Source organism: Streptomyces sp. NBC_00086, from assembly GCF_026343255.1.
Classification (GTDB): domain Bacteria; phylum Actinomycetota; class Actinomycetes; order Streptomycetales; family Streptomycetaceae; genus Streptomyces.
Genome location: NZ_JAPELZ010000001.1, coordinates 1,322,748 through 1,339,345 on the forward strand (window position 1 = coordinate 1,322,748; position 16,598 = coordinate 1,339,345).

Sequence of the window (16,598 nt, forward strand, 5' to 3'; positions counted from 1 at the left end):
CGGTCGCGGATGCAGTGCGAAATCGAGACCGTCGGCCTACGGGGGCTTTTCCATGGAATTCGACACTGACTCTTCTCCAATCCTTCCCGGCAATGCAAATAATTCCGCGGAGGTTGCCGAGGGACTCTGGAGAGAAATCCTCGGCCCCGAGGCGAATATCGGTACGGGGTTCCTGGAGAACGGCGGCGACTCGTTCCGTGCGGTCCTCCTGGTCGGCAGGATCTACGAGCTGACCGGTCGGGAGATCGACTACCTCGACGTCCTGCAGGCGACCGAGGCCGACGCGATCGCCCGCCTGATCGCGATCGACAACGCGGGGAGCTGACCATGCGCCGGGAACTGGCCCCCAACCAGGTCGACCTCTACACCGCCGACCGGGCCGCGGAAGACCCCGCCACCTACAACGTCACCGCGGTCTACCGGATCACCGGGAAGCTCGACCCGGTGCGGCTCGCCGAGCGGTTCGAGCTCCTGCTCGACACCCATCCCGTACTCGCCGCGCGCGTCCTGGAGGACGGCGGGACCTGGTACCTGGAGACGGCGCCGAACCGACCGCGTCTGCACCGCGTCGACCTTCCGGTCGAACGCGACGGCGCGGAAGCCCGCCTGCGGGTGCACAGCGAGCTGACGCACCCGCTGGACCTCGCCACCGGACCGCTGCTGAGGGCGACCCTCCTCACCTACCCGGCAGGAACCGCCGACCTCGTACTCGTCGCGCACCACCTCGTGGTCGACGCACCGTCCCTGGAGCTGATCGCACGCCGGCTCCTGGTGGGCGAGGAGACGAAACCCGTCCACACCTTTGCCGACTGGTCGGCCGCGGCTCGCGACCGGCTGCCCGGGCGGGCCGGACGAGCGGCCGAGATCCGGGCCGAACTGGCGGCCGCCGACACCCTCCCCTCCCTGGACTGGGCGGGCGAGCCCGGCGGCACGGGAGCCGCCGGAGGCGGCACCGCCGAGGCGGACGTCCCCGCCCACCTGCACGACGGCGTCCGGAAGCTGGCCTCGGAACTCGGGATCGCCGCCCATTCGGTCTTCCTCGCCGCCGCCGGCTTCGTTCTCGGCCGGAACTCCGCCTGCGCCCGACCGGTCGTCGGCACCACCGTCTCCCGGCGTTCGCCGGCGCACGCCGCCACCATCGGGTACTTCAACAACACCGCGGCCATCCCGGTGCACCTTGACGAGGACTCCCTCGTCACCGACTTCCTGCGGGCCGTGCACGGCCGCAGCGTGCAGGCCTACCGCGACGCCGACTTGCCACTGTCCAGCGTCCTGCCGGAGTCGGGTCTCGCCGCACCCCAGCTGGTCGTCTCGGCCATCGCCGCTCCGCCGGAGCTGCGGGACGGGGACCTGCTCGCCGTTCCGCACCGGGACGAGGGGCTCGGGACGGCCCATTTCCCGTTGACCCTCGGCCTGTACCAGGAGCCCGACCGCCCGGCCGGCATCAGGATGCTGCTCCGTCATCAGCGGAGCCTGGTCACCGAGACGGCAGCCGCCCTGTTCTGCCGTCAGGTGGTGTCCGTACTCGCCGCCTTCACCGAGAACCCCGGGCAGCGGCTCGACGCGGTGGACACCTTGCCGGCCGCCGAACTCGCCCGTCTGCTGGCGACCGGCCGGGGCGAGGCGCTCGGTGAGCCCGCGGCCGCGCTGACCGAGCTGTTCCAGCGGCAGAGCCGTGATGCCGCCGGGCGCACCGCCGTGGTCTGCGGGAACGACCGGCTCAGCTACCGCGAACTCGACGACCGATCCAGGTCGCTGGCCGCCGCGCTGATCGAGGCGGGTGTCCGGGTGGGCGACCGGGTCGGTGTCTGCCTGGACCGCGGGGTGGGCCAGGTGCTCGCCGTGCTCGCGGTGCTGCGTGCGGGCGCCGCCTACGTCCCCCTCGACCCGGACTACCCCGCGCAGCGCCTCGCCTTCATCGTCGAGGACACCGCGATGCGCACCGTCGTCACCCAGCCCGGGATGCTGGCCGACATCGAAGGCCTGCGCAGCATCCCGGTGACCGCGGAACCCGAAGACGGCTCCCGGCCGTTGCCGGCCGTGGGCCCCGACACCACCGCGTACGTCATCTACACCTCCGGATCCACCGGCCGTCCCAAGGGCGTCCTGGTCAGCCATCGCAACGTGGCCGCCCTGCTGGCCGCGACGCGCGGGGAGTACGCGCCGGGCAAGGACGACGTGTGGTCGTACTTCCACTCGCTCGCCTTCGACTTCTCCGTGTGGGAGATCTGGGGCTGCCTGCTGAGCGGCGGTCGCCTGGTCGTCGTCCCGTACGACGTCTCGCGCGACGCGGAGGCCTTCCACGGCCTGCTGCGGACCGAGGGCGTGACGGTCCTCAACCAGACGCCGTCCGCGTTCGCCCAGCTGCTGAACACCGAGGCGTTCCAGGGCGGAGGCCTCGCCGTGCGCCTGCTCGTCTTCGGTGGCGAGGCCCTCGACCGGGGCATGCTGCTGCCCTGGCTGGACCGGTACCCGGCGGACGTCTGCCGGCCCGTCAACATGTACGGGATCACCGAGACCACCGTCTTCTGCACGTGGCACACCGTCGACCTCGCCGAGGCGCGGCGCGGCAGCCGTTCGATCGGGCGGCCGCTGCCCGGGTGGGACATGTACGTCCTGGACGGTCGCGGGCGCCCCGCTCCTCCCGGCGTACCCGGCGAGATCCACGTCGGCGGGGCCGGTGTGACGCAGGGCTATCTGAACCGGCCCGAGCTGAACGCCGACCGGTTCTCCGAGGACCATCTGAAGGGTTGGCCCGACCGGCGCCTGCTCTACCGCAGCGGCGACCTCGGACGCTTCCTCGCCGACGGCTCGCTGGAGTACCTGGGCCGGCTCGACGACCAGGTGAAGATCCGCGGACACCGCATCGAACTCGGCGAGATCCGGCACGCCCTGCTGGAGGACCGCAGGGTCCAGGCCGCCGCGGCGCTGGTCCGCACGCCCGGCGGGTCCTCGACCGCCAGGGTGGACGCGTACGTGGTCACCGAGGCTCAAGGGGACCTCGCCGACATCCGGCAGCTGCTCGCCGAGCGGCTCCCCGGGTACCTGCTGCCCGCCACCCTCACCGCGGTGCCCGAGCTGCCGCTCACCGCGAACGGCAAGCTCGACGCCGCCCGGCTCCCGGATCCGCAACCGGCACGGAGCGACGCGGCCGCGGTTGCGGTGCGGGCCGAACGCTCGGGCCCCGAGGCCGCCATGGCCGGCGTCTGGCAGGACGTCCTTCGCGTCCCCGTCGACCCGGACGACAACTTCTTCGACCTCGGAGGCACCTCCGTGCAGGCGGTGCTGCTGGCCGCTGCCCTGCGGGAGCAGGGCTTCCCCGACATCAAGGTGCGCGACGTGTTCCGCAACTCGACCCCCCGTCGGCTGGCGGCCGTCCTCGGTTCACGCCAGGACGACGCGCAGACCGTACGCACAGCAAGGAGCGGGGCATGACAGAGCCGGACAATGCCGTTGCCGTGATCGGGATGGCGCTTCGGGCCCCGGGGGCGTCGAACCCTGAGGCCTTCTGGTCGAACCTCGTCCGCGGCGAGGTATCGCTGCCGGCGGCCCGGGCCACGTCCACGGCCTCCGCGGATACGGACGCGGATACGGACGCGGACTCGGACGGCGGTGGACTGCCCGCCGGGCAGATCGACCGTTTCGCCGAGTTCGACACCGAGCTGTTCGCCATGCCCCCCGCTCACGCCGCCCTCACCGACCCCCAGCACCGGGTGCTCTGCGAACTGGTCTGGGAAGCGCTGGAGGACGCGGGCCTGGACACCGAGCGTTCCACCGACCGGGTCGGCGTCTTCGTCGGCAGCGGTCCCGACTCCTACCTGCACGGCAACGTCCTTCCCGCCCGGCGGACCGTGCGGGCCCATGGCTTCGAGCAGATCCAGTTCGGCAACTCCCGCGACTACCTGGCCACCTCGCTCTCCTACCGGCTCGGCTTCACCGGTCCCAGCATCACGGTGCAGACGGCCTGCTCGACCTCCCTCGTCGCCGTTCACCAGGCGGTGCGCAGCCTGCTCACCTACGAGTGCGACGTGGCCATCGCGGGCGGGGTGACCGTCTTCCCGGTCGAGCAGCCCCGGTACGACTGGTCCGAGGGCGGCATCCATTCGCCGGACGGGCGCTGCCGCAGCTTCACCCAGGGCAGCCTGGGTACGGTCCCGTCGAGCGGGGCGGGGGTCGTGGTGCTGCGCCGGTCGGCCGACATCGCCGCCGGCCCCGGGCCCGCCCGGGCCCACATCGTCGCCAGCGCCGTCAACAACGACGGCGCCGACCGGATGGCGATGTCCGCGCCCAGCCCGCGCGGCCAGGCCGAGGTGATCCGTGAAGCCCTCGAAATCGCCGGGCTCAGCGCCGGTGACATCGGCCACATCGAGGCCCACGGCACCGGAACGGTCCTCGGCGACCAAGTCGAACTGGCCGCGCTCGCCGAGGTCTACGGGACCGGCGCCGCCGGTCCCCGCTGCGCGATCGGCACGGTGAAGCCGAACATCGGCCACACCGACACCGCGGCCGGTGTGCTGGGCCTGATCAAGACGGTGCTGGCGCTCCAGCACGACGTGCTCCCCCCGGTGCCGGCCCAGCCGGGCGACGGTCCGGACGCCGAGCTCGGCGACGCCCGCTTCTTCATCCCCCGTCAGGCTCAGCCTTGGGGCGGCCGGCTGCCGAGGGGGGCCGCCGTCAGCTCCTTCGGCCTCGGCGGTACCAACGCGCACATGATCCTCGCCCCTGCCGACGCGACACCGGGCCCCACCGAAGCCGCGGCCGGATCCGCCGGTCACCGTGTGGCGGTGCTCTCGGCCGCCGGCCCGCAGGCACTGAGGGACAAGGCCGCGCACCTGGCCGACTGGCTCGGCGGAGCCGGTGCGGACACCGAGCTCCCCGCGCTGCTCGGCACCCTCTGGTACGGGCGCCGCCGGCTCGCCCACCGCGCGGCCGTCGCCCTGCCCGCGGAGCCGGCGGCCGCTCGCGAACGCCTGCAGGAGTTCCTGCGGGAGACCGCAAAGGACGCCGGGCCCCGGCCGGCGGTATCCGAGCCGGCGGTGGCCGTGCTGTTGCCGGGACAGGGCGTGAGTCTGGCGGGGATCGGCGCTCAGTCGGCCGAGGAGGACCCCGCCTTCGCGGCCGATCTCGCGCGGCTGCACGACCTCGTGCTGCGCGTCGGCGGTCCGGATCTGCGCGGCAGCGCCGCCTGGCCGGGCGAGGACCCGCGGCTCCTGGACACCGCCGTGGTGCAGCCGTTGCTCTTCAGCCTCGGTCTGGCGTCCCTGTGGCGGCTGGAACGCCGCGGGGTGCGCCCGGGCACGCTGCTCGGGCACAGCGTCGGCGAACTGACCGCGGCCGCGTACGCGGGCGTGTTCAGCGTCGAGGATGCCGCTGCGGCCGTCGTACGGCGCGGGGCGCTGATGGGTGAAGCACCCGCCGGGGCGATGCTCGCCGTCCCGCTGGGCGAGCGGGCCGCCCGGGATCTCGCGGCCGGGCTGCCCATCGACGTCTGCGGCGTCAACGGCCCCGACGCGACGGTGCTCGGCGGCGGACTCGACGCGGTGACCGAGCTGGAGCGGCGGTGCGCCGAGCGCGGGCTCGTGACGATCAGGCTCGGCACCGCCCACGCCTTCCATTCCGAGGCGATGCAGCTGGCCGCGGACCGGTTCGGGGAGTTCCTCGGCGCTACGAGCCTGTCGGCTCCCCGGCTCACGGTCATCTCCAATCTCACCGGATCCGCGTTGACCGACGCCCAGGCGACCGACGCGTCTTACTGGGCCGCGCAGTTGCGCGGAACCGTGCGTCTGGCGGACGGGGTCCGGACCCTGCTGGCCGGACGTCCCGATGTGGTCGTCGGCCTCCACCAGGGCCGGGCGCTCACCAACCCGGTGCGCAGGGCGGCCCGGGTCCAGGGCGGGGAGCCGGCGCCGAGGGTCATCGAGATGCTCGGCCGGTCCGGCCAGGATGAGGTACTGGCCTGGGAGGACGCGCTGGCCCGGTTGTGGGCGGCCGGTTGCGCGGTGGACTTCGAGCCGCCCAGGCCCCTCCGGCCCACGGCCCTCCCCGGCTACCCCTTCGCGGCCACCCGGCACTGGATCGACGCCCCGCTCCCCGCGCCTTCTCCCGCCCCGGCGGGCGACTCCGTACAGGCCCGGGATCAGGGTGTCGAAGGCCTGCCCCGGCCGGAGGAGCCGGCAGAGGACGGCGGGGAGATCGCCACCGTGATCACCGGCATCTGGCAGGAGGCGTTCGGCGGCGACCCGCTCGGCCCGTCGGACAACTTCTTCGCCCTCGGCGGCACTTCGCTGCAGGCCGCCCAGCTCATCTCCGTGGTCAACGACGCCCTGCTGCTCGGCGCGGGCCTCGGAGACCTCTACGAGCACTCCGACCTCTCCGCGTTCGTCGCCCGCGCCGAGGAGCTCGCCGCCGGGCGCGATGACGCCGAACTCCTCCGCCTGCTCGACGAGATGGAGGACACCCAGTGAACGACCTGTCCCGGCGGCTGGCCGCCCTGACGCCCGAACAGCGGCGCCTGATCGGCCAGGAGATGCGCCGGAGCACCAGCCGTACCGCTGCCACGGACACCGGCGCCGGGGCTTCGGGCGCGCCGGCCCGGCAGAGCCTGTACCTCTTCGCCAGCGCCGACGCCGTCCCCGCGCCGGAGTACTACCGCTTCGTCCTGGACTCGACGGCCCTGGCGGACACGGCGGGACTGCACGCCGTCTGGCTGCCGGAGCGGCACTTCGTGGACTTCGGCGGCCATTCGCCGAACCCGGCGGTGCTGGCGGCCGCCATCGCCGTGCGCACCGAGAAGCTGCACATCCGGGCCGGCAGCGTGGCCGCGCCACTGCACCACGCGGCGCGGGTCGCCGAGGAATGGTCGATGGTCGACAACCTGTCGGGCGGGCGCACCGGCATCTCGTTCGCCAGCGGCTGGCACCCGGACGACTTCGTGCTCTCCCGCACGGACTACGCGCAACGCCGCGAGAGCACCGGGCAGATCATCGAGCAGGTACGGGCGCACTGGCGGGGCGAGGCGGTGAGCCACCCCACCACCGCGGGCGGCCGGGCCGCCGTCCGCACCGGCCCCCGACCCGTACAGCCCGAGCTGCCGGTGTGGCTCACATCGGCCGGCAATCCGGAGACGTTCGCCGCCGCCGGACGTGCGGGGTACGGGGTGATGACGGCGCTGCTCGGCCAGACGCTGCCCGTGCTGCGGGAGAACATCGCCCGCTACCGCGAGGCATGGCGCCTCGCCGGTCACGCGGGAGAAGGCGATGTGGTGACGATGGTGCACGCCTACGTCAGCGACCGGCCCGACCTGGAGGACTTCCTGCGGCCCGCCATGCACGGCTATCTGAGGGCGTACCGCAACCAGACCACGGCCGTTCCCGGCGAGGACGAGGAACTGCTCCTGGAGAGCGCCTACCTCAACTTCCTGTCGGGCCCCTCGCTGCTCGGCCCACCGGAGAAGGCCGCCGCGGTGCTGGGCCAGTTGAAGGCGGCGGGCGTCGACGAAGTGGGATTCCTGGTGGACTTCGGCCTGCCCACCGCCGAAGTGCTGGCGGCCCTGCCCGCCCTGTTCGCCTGTGTACCCGCGGAGCGTGCCCGATGAGCTCCGACAAGGCCGCGCTCGCGGCCCGCCTCGCCGGGCTCGATCCGCGGCAGCGGGCCGCTCTGGCGGCCCGGCTGTCCCAGAACCGCTCGGGCCGCAGTCCCCTGCGGCCCAGGCCCGGCCCGCGCGACACCTTCCCCGTCGGCATGGACCAGGAACGGCTCTGGATCCTCGACCAGCTCTACCCCGGCACCACCACCTACACCCTGGGGTTCGGGCTGCGCTTCCTCGGCGAGTTCGACCGGCAGGCCTTCACCACCGCGGTGGACACCGTGGTGCGCCGGCACGAGCTGCTGCGCTGTTCCATCGAGGTGGACGGCGTACAGCCACGCCTGCGGCTGCACCCGGACCGCGGGGCCGACCTCGAATTCACGGATCTGGCGCACGGGCCCGAGGACGAGCGGGAGCAGCGCCGGGCCGCGTACGTCCGGCAGCAGGTCCGAAAGCCCTTCGACCTCTCGCGCGATCCGGTGCTGCGGATCGGGGTGGCGCACCTGGGCGGTGGCGACCACCAGATCGTCCAGACCATGCCGCACTCGTTCACCGACCAGTGGTCCTACGTCCGGCTGAACCAGGAGCTGATAGAGGCGTACCGGTCCGTCAAGGAGGGCAGGGAAGCGCAACTGCCGGAACTCCCGGTCCAGTTCGGCGACTACGCGCAGTGGCAGCGGGACTACTTCGCGAGCGAGAACGGCGAGCGGCACCGCGCCTTCTGGCGCGAGTACCTTGCCGACCTCCCCGACAAGCCGCTCCTGCCGTACGACCACTCCACCGAGACCGAGGACCGGACCGGCCGCCAGTACAACTTCGTACTGGACAAGGAGACGGCGGCCGCCTTCATCGCCCGTGCCAAGCAGGCGCGCAGCACCGTCGCCAACGCGATGACCGCCGCGTACGCCGCTCTGCTCTTCGAGGAGAGCGGCGTACGGGACATCGTCATCGGGGTGCCGAGCGTGACCCGCAGCCAGGCGGCGGTCAAGGACATGGTCGGCTTCCTGCTCACCAATGTGCCGATCCGGATCCGGATCCCCGAGGAGGCGACCCCGAACGCCATCCTGGCCGCCACCCAGGCGGCGGGCGCCGCCGTCGCGGAACACCACGAGACGCCGTTCGGCGAGATCGTGCGGGCCGCCGCGCCCGAACGGTCCGTCCACAGCTATCCGCTCCTGAAGACCATGCTCGTCCACCTCGATCTCGCCGAGACGGTCGCCTACGAGGTGCCCGGCGCCGTCGTCTACGCGAACGCGGTGCCCGAGGGCATTTCGTCGATGGATGCGACGGTCGCCTGGTGGCATCTGGGCGACCTCGTCTACGGGCGGTTCGAGTACCGTACGGCGCTCTTCGAGCCGGAGACCGTGGAGCGCCTGGCCCGACGGCTGCTGCAGTTGGTGGAGCTCTTCGCGACCGCCCCCGACACACCGCTCACCAGCCCGCGCGACGAGGCCGGGGCGATCGTCACCGCCGCATGGTGTGAGGCGCTCGCCGTGCCCTCGACCGCCGCGCACGAGGGTTTCGCCGCGAGCGGCGGCACTCCGCTGCTGGCCGTACGCCTGGCCCGGCTGCTGAAGGCCCGGGGGTTCACCGTCGGTCCCCGGGACATCGACTCCCGGACCACTCCCGGCGCCCTCGCCGAACTGCTGCTGTCGCGAGGGAACCCCGTCCTGGCCGACGGCGCCTCCGCCACCGAGATACCCGGCCGGGCCGGGGTCTCGGAGCAGTACCTCGAAGACCTCTTCGCCGCCACCCGCGGTGTGCACAAGGAGAACCGATGACCCCGGCCCCCCCGTCCGAAGCCGCAGTGGTGCGCCGTCGCCGGCCTCTGGTGATCCTGCTGATCGCCCACTACCTGTCCTCGTTCGGCAACGCGGTGACGTTGGTGACGGTGCCGCTGTACGTCCTCGGAGTGACCGGCAGCTCGTTCTCCACCGGCCTGGCCGGCTTCGCCAACACCCTGCCGCTGATCTTCGCCGGAGCGGTCGGCGGGGTCTGGATCGACCGCGTCGGCGGGAAGTGGGTGAGCGTGTTCTGCGATCTCCTCGCCGGCGTGTTCATCGGCCTGATCCCGCTCCTCAACGACACCGTGGGACTCTCGCTGCCGGTCCTGATGGGACTGCTCTTCGTCCGCAGCCTCGGCTCGACGCCGAGCGGCGCCGCCCGGCAGAGCACGATCAAGCCGCTCGCCGAACTGGCCGGAGTACGGCTGGAGAGCGCCAACTCATGGCTCCAGGCCGGTCCCAGGCTCGGTCTCCTGATCGGCGCGCCGCTGGCCGGCCTGCTCGCCGTCGCCGCCGGTCCGGTGCTCGGCATGTACATCGACTCCGCGACCTTCCTGCTCTCCGCGCTCCTGATCGCCCTGGCCCTGCCGGCCGGGAAGATCGCGCCCGGCTCCCGGCAGCAGGGCTTCCTGCGCCAGCTCACCGAGGGCGTGGCGCTGGTCAAGCAGATCCCCGTGATCGGCGCGATGACGGCGTTCGTCTTCGTCACCAACCTCCTCGACGACGCCTTCGCCCCGGTCATCCTGCCGGTCTACTCCGACCAGGTGCTCGGCGGCGGCCAGTACCTCGGCTGGCTGCTGGCCGCCTCCGGTTGCGGCGCCGTGGCCGGCACCTTCCTCTACGGTCCCGCCAGCAAGCGCCTGCTCACCAGCCGCCGCTGGACCCTGCTGGGATGCTTCGCGGTCATCGGTGTGCTGCGGCTGGCCTTCGGCGCCGAGCTCGGCCCGGTCCTGAGCATCGCGGTCTCCTTCCTCCTCGGACTGGCTGCCGGACCGCTCAATCCGGCGCTCTCCACCGTGATGCTGGAGAAGGTTCCCGAGGCCATGCGCGGACGGGTCTTCGCGCTGACCGGAGCGGTCGCGATGAGCGCCGCCCCGGTGGGCATCCTGGCGGCCGGCTGGGCCATCGACGGCATCGGCCTGCGCTGGACCCTGTTCGTCTTCGGTACCAGTTACCTCGTCCTGGTCCTCGTCTCGCTGCGCCGGCGTGCACTGCACGACATGGACACCCCGCCCCTGCCCGAGGAGCCGGACCCGGGAGCCGGGACGCCGACCACGGCGGACGCGGCAGACGCGGCAGACGCAGCGGACACGGCGACCACGGTGGACACGGCGGCAGGGGGCCCGCAGGGGACGTCCCGCGGGACGGTCAAGGAACAGGCCCGTGACTGACCGCTCCGAGGGGCGGGTGCGGCCCGCCTCCGCGCTGGAACGGCAGTTCTGGCTCGGTGAGCGGATCGCCCCGTCGAGCCCCGCCAACTGGGTTCTCGCCCACGTCCGCGCCGACGGGCCGGTCGACCTCCCGTCGCTCGACGCCGCGCTGGCCGCGGTGGCGCACCGCCAGGAGGCCCTGCGTACCGGCTTCCGCATCGAGGACGGCGAGGTGGTGCGCGTACTCCTCGCGGAGTCGGTCGCCGAGCCGGCGCTCCGCCTCGCTCCCGGCACGGGCTTCGACGAGGCCGCCGCCGCGCTGCTGGGGCCCGGAACCTTCGACATCACCGCCGGGCGGGTGCACCGCGCAGCCGTCGCACCCGATGCGCAGGGCGCCACGGTCTTCCTGGCGGTCCACCACATCGCCTTCGACGGCCTGTCCCAGGAGATCTTCGCCTCCGACCTGGCTCAGGCCTATGCCCGGGCCGTGGACGGCGGTGACCCTCACCTGCCCGTACGGGAGCGGCAGGCCGTGCCCTCTCTCGATCCCGGGCGGCGCGCGACGCTCGCGGCGCACTGGCGCGCCCTGCTGACCGGTGCGGACGACCTGCCCGGCCCCATCGGCGGCACGGCGGCCGCAACCGGCCCGAGCCAGCGGGAGCTGGCGGCGGCCGGCATGGCCGAGGTGCGCACCGCCTACCCGGCGGCCGGGTGGCAAGCGGTACGCGAGCAGGCCCGGCGCAGCGCCTGCTCCCCGTACGCGGTGCTGCTCGCCGCCTACGGCAGGGCGCTCGCCGAACTGACCGGCGGGGCCGGCTTCTGCATCGGAACCCCGGTGGCCGCCCGGGAGCCCGACCAGCTGGACGAACTGGGCTGCCTGATCAACACCCTGCCGGTCCGGATGCCCGAGCTGTCCGCACCCGGTGTGGTCCAGCGGGTGTGGGCCGCCGTGGGCGACGGCATTGTGGGCGCCGAGCTGCCCTGCGACGAGATCATCCGGGCCGTACGGACCACCGCGAGCCGCCGGATGCCCGTCTACCAGGCCCTGTTCGCCTTCGAGAGCTGGCGGCGTGCCGAGCACCCGGCAGGCCCGGTACGGATGCGCGCCCTGCCGGTGAGGCCGATCGGCGGGCAGGCCGAGATCCAGCTCCAAGTCGGCGAGATGCCCGACGGGACCCTGGAGTGCATCGCCCAGGCCTCGCTGAACGGGCCCTGGCCGCAGCATCTGCCCGGGCTCCTGAACGCCTTTCACGATCACCTCGGCCGTCTGGCCGCCTCCTGCGACTCACCACGCACCCTCACCACGGAAGGCCCCGCATGACCATCAGGCTGATGTGCCTGCCGTACGCGGGTGCGGGAGCCGGGGTCTTCCGCCCCTGGCTGCACCGGGATTCCGCGGTCCTACGGGCCGTTCCCATCCAAGTCCCGGGCCGGGAGGAGGAGTTCACGGAGCCCTTCTACGCGACCATGGCCGAGGCCGCGGCCGGCACCGCGGAACGCATCCGGGCGGCTGCCGGGACGGAGCCGTTCGTCGTCTTCGGGCACAGCTTCGGCGCGACACTGGCCTACGAGGCCACGCACCATCTGATGGCCACCGGCGGCCCGGTCCCCGATCACCTCGTCGTCAGCGGCGCCGTCAGCCCGCGCCACCGCCAGGCCGAAGCGCTCGACGGCGACGACGAGGAGGTGGCGGCCCAGGCGGCGGCCATCGCCGGCCGGCCCATCGCGGCCTTCGCCGACCCCGCTCTGCGCGCGATCCTGCTGCCGGCGATGCGCGCCGACGTCAACCTGCTGGCCGGCTACGCGCCGTCCACCCTCTCCCCTTTGCCCATGCCCCTCACGGCCGTCCGGGGCGAAGCGGACCACCTCGCGCCCGCCGCCGAGTGGCTGGACTGGTCGACGTTCACCTCCGGCGCGTTCCGGACGGTCCAATTCGGCGGCGGTCACATGTACTTGACGGAGCAGTGGTCCGAGCTGTGGAAGACGCTTGAGGAGCTGGTGTGAGCACGCCCGCCGCCATCGTGGCGGATCCGACCTTCACCCCGGCCACCCAGCGTGACCTGCTGCTGCGCGGAGCCGAGGCCCTGACCGCGGCAGACCCGGAGCTGGCCGGCCTGCTGGACGCCGAGGCCGCCGGCCAGCAGGCGACCCTGGCCATGGTGGCTTCCGCGAGCGTCGCCGCCCCCTCCGTGCTCGCCGCCGCCGGCGCGGCCATCGCCAACGTGACCGCGGAGGGCTATCCGGGCGCCCGCTACCATTCCGGCGCGGTCCGCTTCGACGCGGTCGAACGGCTGGCCGTCACCCGGGCCAAGGCCGCCTTCGGCGCCCTCTACGCCAACGTCCAGCCGCACTCGTGCTCGTCGGCGAATCTCGCCGTGCTGAACGCGCTCGTCCCGCCCGGGGGAACCCTGCTCAGCCTGGACCTGGACTCCGGCGGCCATCTGACGCACGGCTCCCGGGCCTCGATGACCGGCAACCACTTCCACGCCGTCCACTACGGGCTGGACCGCGACGGCCGCATCGACTACGCCCAGGTCGCCGCGCTCGCGCGCCTGCACCGCCCCAAGGTGCTGATCGCCGGCGCCAGCGCCTACCCCCGCACCATGGACTTCGCCCGGTTCCGCGCCATCGCGGACTCCGTCGGGGCCTATCTCGTCGCGGACATCTCCCACATCGCCGGACTGGTCGCCACCGGCGAACACCCCAGCCCGATCGACCACGCCCACGTCACCACCACCAGCACCTACAAGCAACTGGGCGGCCCGCGCGGTGGATTGATCCTGATCGGCCGGGACCACGACGCTCCCGCCCCGGGCGGCCGCGGCACGCTCGCCGGCCTCATGCAGCGCGCGGTCTTCCCGCAGTCCCAGGGCACGCCGAACCCCGCGGCGATCGCCGCCAAGGCCCGCGCGCTGAGCCTGGTCGCCACCCCCGACTTCCAGCGGACCGCCCGCCTGATCATCGAGGACGCCCAGGCCGTGGCCGCCGCCCTGGAGGCCCGCGGGCACCGGGTGCTCACCGGTGGCACCGACAACCACATGGTGCTGCTGGACCTCCGCGGCCAGGGCCTGACCGGGGTGATCGCCGAGGGCGCCGCGGAGGACTGCGGCATCCTCACCAACCGCAACCGGATCCCCGGCGACACCAGGCCGCCGCTGGTCACCAGCGGCCTGCGGCTGGGCAGCAACGTCATGGCCCAGCGCGGCATGGGCCCGGCGGAGGCAGCCGAGTGCGCCCGTCTCCTGCACACCGTCCTGACCGCGACCACGGCTCTCGGGGACACCTCGTACCGCCTCGACCCGGAGGTACGAGAACACGTACGGGGTGAAGTGGCCCGCCTGTGCGCGCGACACCCACTGCCGGGCTACGGCCGCTGAACGCCTCCGCCACCAAGAGGGAACCATGACATCGAACGAGACCATCGGCAGGCCGCAGGACGGCGCCGGACCCCGGCTCCCCCTTCCGCCGGACCACCCGCACCGCTCCGCGACGCCTCGCCGCACGGCCGTGCGGCACATCCTTCTCGATCCCGCGTACGAGAAGACACTGACCGCCGTCGGGGTGCCCGAGGACGTCCTCGTCGCCACCCTCGGCGCGCTGCTCCATCGCCTGACCGCGCAGACCGCGATGAACCTGCCGGTCGACTGGCAGGAGGCCGGGACGGTCGGTGTGGGGCTGTCGTTCGTCGGCGACCCGACCGTGGGCGAGTTGACCGAGGCGGTCACGGCCCGAAGGGGCACGGTCGCCGTACCCGCCGCCGTCCGAGTCGAGTTGGGCGAGGCCGGACCGGACGGCGCTCCGGCGGGACTCCAGATGGCCCTCCTGCCCCTCGGCGAGGACGGTCGCCGCCTCGAACTCCACTACGATGCGGGGCTGTTCGCCGCCGAGACCGCCGACCGCCTCCTCGGGCACTTCCACACCCTGCTCGATGCCGCGCTCGCCGAGCCGGACCGCCCGGTGTCACAGCTGCGGCTGCTCACGGCCGACGAGCTGCACCGGATCCTGGTGACGTGGAACAGCACGCAGACCCCTCTCGCCCATCGGGACTGCCTGCACCAGGAGTTCGAGGACCGGACGGCCGGCGCACCCGACGCCACCGCGGTGATCAGCGGCGCCGACCGGTGGACCTACCGGCAGGTGAACGAGTCGGCCAACCGCCTCGCCCACCACCTGCGCGGACTCGGTGTCGGCCCCGGCACCTGCGTCGGCATCTGTCTGGACCGTTCGCCCGAGCTGCTGATCGCCCTCCTCGGCGTACTGAAGGCGGGCGGCGCCTACGTGCCCCTGGACCCCGACTATCCCGCACAGCGCCTCGCGACAATGGTGTCCGGCTCCTCCTGCGCCGCACTGATCAGCCGCAGCGACCTCGCCGGCAACCTTCCGTCTCCGGCGGACGGCCACCGGGCCGAGCTACTGCTGCTCGACCGTGACCGGGCAGTGCTGCAAGCCGGCCCCGAGCACGACGTCGAGAGCGGCGCGGGCCCCGACGACCTCTGCTACGTCATCTACACCTCGGGATCGACCGGTGAACCCAAGCCGATCGCGCTGCGTCACCGCGGTGTCCTCAACAACCTCACCGACCTCAACACCCGCTTCGAGCTGGGCCCGCAGGACCGCGTGCTGGGACTCTCCTCGCCCAGCTTCGACATGTCCGTCTACGAGTTCCTCGGCATCACGGCCGCGGGCGGCACCGTAGTCCTGCCCGACCCCGGCCGGGCCAAGGACCCCGCGCACTGGGCGCACCTGCTGGACGAGCACCACGTGACGGTCTGGAACTCCGCTCCGGCCCTGCTGGAACTCATGACGGAGCACCTGGAGACCACGGATTGCGCCCGGCCGCTGCCCCGGCTACGGCTGGCCATGCTCGGCGGCGACTGGATCCCGCTCACGCTGGCCGACCGAATCCGAGCCCTGGCTCCCGCCCTTCGGTTCATCTCCCTCGGCGGCGCCACCGAGGCCTCCATCCACTCGACGATCTTCGAGGTGGAGGCGGTCGATCCCCGGTGGACGAGCATCCCCTACGGCCACCCGATGGCCAACCAGCGCACGTACATCCTCGATGAGGCCCGGCGGCCCGTGCCCCCCGGCGTCCCGGGCATGCTCCACCTGGCGGGCACGGGCCTGGCCCGCGGATACCTGGAACAGCCCGAACGGACGGCGGAGCGATTCTTCGACTGGTCGTACGGAGAGGTGTCAGGGGAACGCCTCTACCACACGGGCGACATCGCCCGGTACGGGGCCGACGGCCTGATCGAACTGCTCGGCCGCTCGGACTTCCAGGTCAAGGTCAACGGCCTGCGGGTGGAGCTGGGTGACATCGAAGCCGCGCTGCGCACCCATGAGGGCGTCAAGGAAGCCGTCGTCGTCGCGAAGCCGGGTGCGCAGGGCTCGCCCCGGCTGATCGGCTACGTGGCGGCCCGCTCCGGGCACCACCTGGACCCGGCCGCCCTGCGCGGGCATCTCGCCCGCACCCTGCCCGACTACCTGGTTCCCCGCGCCGTCGTGGTCGTGGCCGCCATGCCGCTCAGCCCGAACGGCAAGCTCGACCGCAAGGCACTGCCCGACCCCGCCCCCGTACCGGTCCACCTCGGGGAGAACCGCCCCGACGGTCCCTGGGAGGAGCGCATCGCCGCGGTGTGGCAGGAACTGCTCGGCGTGGACGAGGTGCTTCGCGACGACAACTTCTTCGCGCTGGGCGGCGATTCGATGGGAGCGCTGCGCAGCCTGACCAGGATCGATCCGGCCCTGCGCTGGGCCGACCTCTTCCAGCACCCCACGGTGCGGGCGCTGGCGGAGCACCTGCGCGCCACCGTGGGCACGGCCCCCACCGTGCCCGGCACCTGAACGTGCCGGGCAGGA

Annotated in this window: 10 protein-coding genes; all 10 read left to right on the plus strand. The window is 73.0% G+C overall.

Going from position 1 to position 16,598, the window contains the following annotated elements; genetic code table 11:
• Positions 1–52: 52 nt before the first annotated feature.
• From OG276_RS06005 to OG276_RS06050, 10 genes are read left to right on the plus strand one after another with little or no spacing between them, the layout of a single operon-like run.
• On the plus strand, positions 53–325 hold the full coding sequence (locus OG276_RS06005) for a phosphopantetheine-binding protein (protein WP_266903427.1): 273 nt from the start codon (positions 53–55) through the stop codon (positions 323–325).
• A gap of 2 nt (positions 326–327) precedes the next feature.
• The gene (locus OG276_RS06010) at positions 328–3,435 is read left to right on the plus strand and encodes an amino acid adenylation domain-containing protein (protein WP_266903428.1); all 3,108 of its coding nucleotides are present in this window, start codon (positions 328–330) and stop codon (positions 3,433–3,435) included.
• Complete coding sequence (locus OG276_RS06015) at positions 3,432–6,464, plus strand: type I polyketide synthase (protein ID WP_266903429.1); 3,033 nt, start codon at positions 3,432–3,434, stop codon at positions 6,462–6,464. The genes OG276_RS06010 and OG276_RS06015 overlap by 4 nt, the downstream gene beginning before the upstream one ends.
• The gene (locus OG276_RS06020) at positions 6,461–7,594 is read left to right on the plus strand and encodes a MupA/Atu3671 family FMN-dependent luciferase-like monooxygenase (RefSeq protein WP_266903430.1); all 1,134 of its coding nucleotides are present in this window, start codon (positions 6,461–6,463) and stop codon (positions 7,592–7,594) included. The genes OG276_RS06015 and OG276_RS06020 overlap by 4 nt, the downstream gene beginning before the upstream one ends.
• Positions 7,591–9,366 carry a condensation domain-containing protein gene (locus tag OG276_RS06025; protein ID WP_266903431.1) on the plus strand — a complete coding sequence of 592 codons (1,776 nt, stop codon included), beginning with the start codon at positions 7,591–7,593 and terminating at the stop codon, positions 9,364–9,366. Before OG276_RS06020 ends, OG276_RS06025 begins: the two co-directional genes overlap by 4 nt.
• Positions 9,363–10,760, plus strand: a complete 1,398-nt coding sequence (locus OG276_RS06030) for an MFS transporter (RefSeq protein WP_266903432.1) — start codon at positions 9,363–9,365, stop codon at positions 10,758–10,760. The genes OG276_RS06025 and OG276_RS06030 overlap by 4 nt, the downstream gene beginning before the upstream one ends.
• Positions 10,753–12,060: a condensation domain-containing protein gene (locus OG276_RS06035; RefSeq protein ID WP_266903433.1), complete on the plus strand. Its 1,308-nt coding sequence runs from the start codon at positions 10,753–10,755 to the stop codon at positions 12,058–12,060. Before OG276_RS06030 ends, OG276_RS06035 begins: the two co-directional genes overlap by 8 nt.
• Positions 12,057–12,743 carry a thioesterase II family protein gene (locus OG276_RS06040; protein WP_266903434.1) on the plus strand — a complete coding sequence of 229 codons (687 nt, stop codon included), beginning with the start codon at positions 12,057–12,059 and terminating at the stop codon, positions 12,741–12,743. Before OG276_RS06035 ends, OG276_RS06040 begins: the two co-directional genes overlap by 4 nt.
• Positions 12,740–14,116 carry a serine hydroxymethyltransferase gene (gene glyA / locus OG276_RS06045; protein WP_266903435.1) on the plus strand — a complete coding sequence of 459 codons (1,377 nt, stop codon included), beginning with the start codon at positions 12,740–12,742 and terminating at the stop codon, positions 14,114–14,116. Before OG276_RS06040 ends, glyA begins: the two co-directional genes overlap by 4 nt.
• Before the next feature lie 25 nt (positions 14,117–14,141).
• Positions 14,142–16,583 carry an amino acid adenylation domain-containing protein gene (locus tag OG276_RS06050; RefSeq protein WP_266903436.1) on the plus strand — a complete coding sequence of 814 codons (2,442 nt, stop codon included), beginning with the start codon at positions 14,142–14,144 and terminating at the stop codon, positions 16,581–16,583.
• Positions 16,584–16,598 lie beyond the last annotated feature (15 nt).